The sequence below is a fragment of the Streptomyces coryli genome (genome assembly GCF_011044975.1).
In the GTDB taxonomy this organism is placed as follows: domain Bacteria; phylum Actinomycetota; class Actinomycetes; order Streptomycetales; family Streptomycetaceae; genus Streptomyces; species Streptomyces coryli.
In genome coordinates this window covers 1-3,224 of record NZ_JAAKZV010000447.1, presented here as the reverse complement: position 1 = coordinate 3,224, position 3,224 = coordinate 1, and the positions used below count along the sequence as shown (strand labels likewise).

Sequence of the window (3,224 nt, the reverse complement as noted above, 5' to 3'; positions counted from 1 at the left end):
GGCCGGGGTGGAGCTTGGGCGGCCGCGGGCGCGCGGGGGCGGCGGCCCTCGCGTGGGCGGCTGCCTGGGCGCGCAGCTCGACGCTTCGGGTGGTGTGGGTGTGCTCGTGGACGTAGGGGTGCACGGTCATGGCTATTCCTCCTTCGCGTCTTGCGCGTCCTGCGCGTCACGGACGCCGGGAACGTAGCGGCGGTCGCGGAAGGCGATCCGCAGCACGCTCACGAGCTCCGCGCCCGCGGGGCGCCGGGACGGGTCGCCGACGCGGTCCGCGTACGGCTCGAAGAGCGCGGTCATCTTCTCGGTCAGGTCGGTGAGTTCGGCGGCCGTGAGGTAGACGAGGTCGTCACCGAACCACTCCGCCTCGCGCCACTCGGCGGGCAGCTGTCGCCGAGTCTCGACGGCGTACGAGAACCGCTCGAAGTACCGCTCCGCCACGGCGGTGTTGAGCACATCGGCAGCGGCCACGGTGGCTTCGTCATCGGTGGCGAAGGTGTCTGCCCAGCTGGTGTAACGCGCCGTCGCCCGCCACGGCTTCTCCCGGCCGCGCCCTCCCTCCGCCTCCTCCACCAGGCCGTACTTGGCGAGCATCCGCAGATGGTACGAGCAGCTGGCGACCGACTCGCCGGTGAGCTCAGCGGCCCGGGTGGCGGTGAACGGACCCTCGACGCGCAGCAGGCCAACAAGCTCCATGCGCGTGCGGTGAGAGAGGGCGCGCAGCGCGCCTGGGTCGGTGAGGCGGACGACGGAGCGCTTGGATGCGGGTTGAGGCATGCTTCTAAAGCTATCTTTCTAAAGAAGTCTTTACAAGGAGTCTGCGGTGGGATCGGGAGGACGCCGCGCCGTCGGCGCCCGGCGCCGAGACCACGGCCACCGCCCCGTCCACGTCCGTGCGGAGCACACTCGCGCCTTGGCCGGCGAGGGCCGCGAGGGTGCGCGGCGACGGGTGACCGTACGGATTGCGCTTGCCGGCGGTGACGAGGGCGAGGCGGGGGCGGAGGCGCTCCTGGAGGGTCGGATCCTGATAGGAGCTCCCGTGATGAGCGACCTTCAGCACGTCCACGGCTGGGAGGTCCGGATGCGCGGCGAGGAGCTGCTGCTGGGCGGGCGGCTCGAGGTCACCCGGGAGGAAGAGGGTGAGGCCTGCGGTGCGGACGAGGAGGGTGACGCTGGCGTCGTTGGCGTCCTCGAAGTGCGGTGAGGTGGTGGGGTCTTGAGTCGGGTCCTGGGTGGGGTCTTGGGTCGGATCCTGGGCCAGGTCCTGGGTGGGATCCTGGGCCGGTGGCCACAGGACCTGCCAGGAGAGCTTCGGGCCGAGGCTGCGCCGCTCCCCCACCGCCGCGGCGACGAGCGGGATCCGGGCGGAGGCAGCGGTGCGGCGCACGAAGGCAACTTGGGCGGGTGGCTCGGCATAGGTGGTGGTCTGGATCGCGCCGACCGCGCGGCCGCGCAGCACACCGGGAAGCCCGTCGACGTGATCGGCGTGAAAGTGGGTGAGAATCAGGATCGGAATGCGCTCAACCCCCAACCGCCGCAGACACCGATCGACAAGCCGCGGCTCGGGCCCGGCATCGATCACCACGGCGGTCCCCGCCCGCCCAGCAGCGAGAACGAGCGCATCCCCCTGACCGACATCACAGGCGACCAGCCGCCACCCGGCGGGCGGCCACCCGGTGAGCACCCGGGTAACCGGTGGCGGCCGAAAGACGGCAAGCACCAGGACCAGCACAAAGCCGGCCGCGAGCCACCGCCCCGACCGCCGGGAACGCGGCCGCTCGGGTCCCGCGCCCAACCCCGCCCCACTCAGTCCCGTGGGTTCGCCCGATCCTGTACCCGTGACCACCTGTCCGGCCCCACCCGGCCGGGCGCCCGGTCCCGCCCCCAGTCCCGCGCCATCCGGCCGGGTGCCCGTGGCGACGCTCGACCGCTCGCCCCCGTCCGGTCCCGCGCCTGTGGGCGATCGGCGGGCCGTCCTGCCCCGCAGGAATCGCGGGCCCGCGCCGAGTACGAGGGCGGTGAGTGCCGCGAGCAGTAGGCCGCCGGCCCAGCCGCCCGGCCAGCTGACCTCCGCTCCGGGTAGGGCGGCCCCCGTCCGCGCCACACCGGCGATCCACTCGGCGGGCAATGCCGCCGGCCAGGCGGCTGCCTTGGCGAGTGGCAGCGAGAGCGGCGCGACCGCGAGCGCGGCGAAGCCGAGGACCGTGGCCGGGGCGACGGCGAGTTCGGCTAGGAGATTGCAGGGAACGGCGACCAGCCCGACCCGCGCGGCAAGCACCGCGACCACCGGCGCGCACGCGGCCTGGGCGGCGGCCGCCGCCGCCAGCACCTCGGCGAGACGGGGCGGCACGCCGCGCCGGCGCAGGGCCGCACTCCAGCGCGGCGCGATGGTGAGCAGCGCCCCGGTGGCGAGTACGGACAGCAGGAAGCCGAAGTCCCGTGCCAGCCACGGGTCGTAGAGGACAAGCAGCAGCACCGCCCCCGCCAGCGCGGGCAGCAACGAGCGCCGTCGCCCGGTCCCGATGGCGGCCAGCGTGATCAGCCCGCAGGTCGCGGCGCGCAACACGCTCGGCTCCGGCCGGCACACGACCACGAATCCGAGAGTGAGCGCACCTCCGACAAGGGCGGTGCCACGCAGCGAAATCCCGACCCGCGGCGCCAGCCCGCGCCGCTCCGGACGGGTGGCAAGGTGCGGCGGTCCGATCAGCACGGCCAGCAGGATGGTGAAGTTCGCGCCGGATACGGCAAGTAGGTGGGTGAGGTCGGTGGCGTGAAAGGCGTCATCGAGCTCGGCGGGAATGCGAGTGGTGTCGCCGATGACGAGGCCCGGAAGCAGCGCGCGGGCATCGGCGGGCAGCCCGTCAGTGGCCCGCCGCAGCCCGGCCCGTAATGCGCCTGCGGCGCGCTGGAGGGTGGTGGGGGCGCGGGTGATGGTGGGCGAGGCGGGCCCGGCGGGCCCATCTGGGGCGGCGATGGATGCTGCGGGCGAGGGCGGCGTATCGGGCGCGGTGCGATCGGCGGCGACCGGTGCCCTGTCGCCTACGACACGGAGGACTGCCGCGATGCGGTCGCCGCCGGGGCCGCGTCCGGTCGCCGGGGCGAGGCGGGCTTGGAGCCGCAAACGGGTGGAGGGCAGCAGCCGCAGCCAATCGCGCTGCCAGGCGGCGGCCCGGGGTTGGGCTGTCTGTTATACACATCTGACGTTGACGACGGTTACCACAGTGCTGGTG

Annotated in this window: 2 protein-coding genes; both read right to left on the bottom strand. The window is 73.7% G+C overall.

From position 1 onward, the window contains the following. Nucleotides 1–132: 132 nt before the first annotated feature. Nucleotides 133–771, bottom strand: coding sequence for a helix-turn-helix domain-containing protein (locus G5C51_RS40975; RefSeq protein WP_165245865.1), 639 nt, complete (start codon nt 769–771; stop codon nt 133–135). Between the two features lie 10 nt (nt 772–781). Next, nucleotides 782–3,115, bottom strand: coding sequence for a ComEC/Rec2 family competence protein (locus G5C51_RS40970; RefSeq protein WP_240930274.1), 2,334 nt, complete (start codon nt 3,113–3,115; stop codon nt 782–784). Nucleotides 3,116–3,224: the final 109 nt, after the last annotated feature.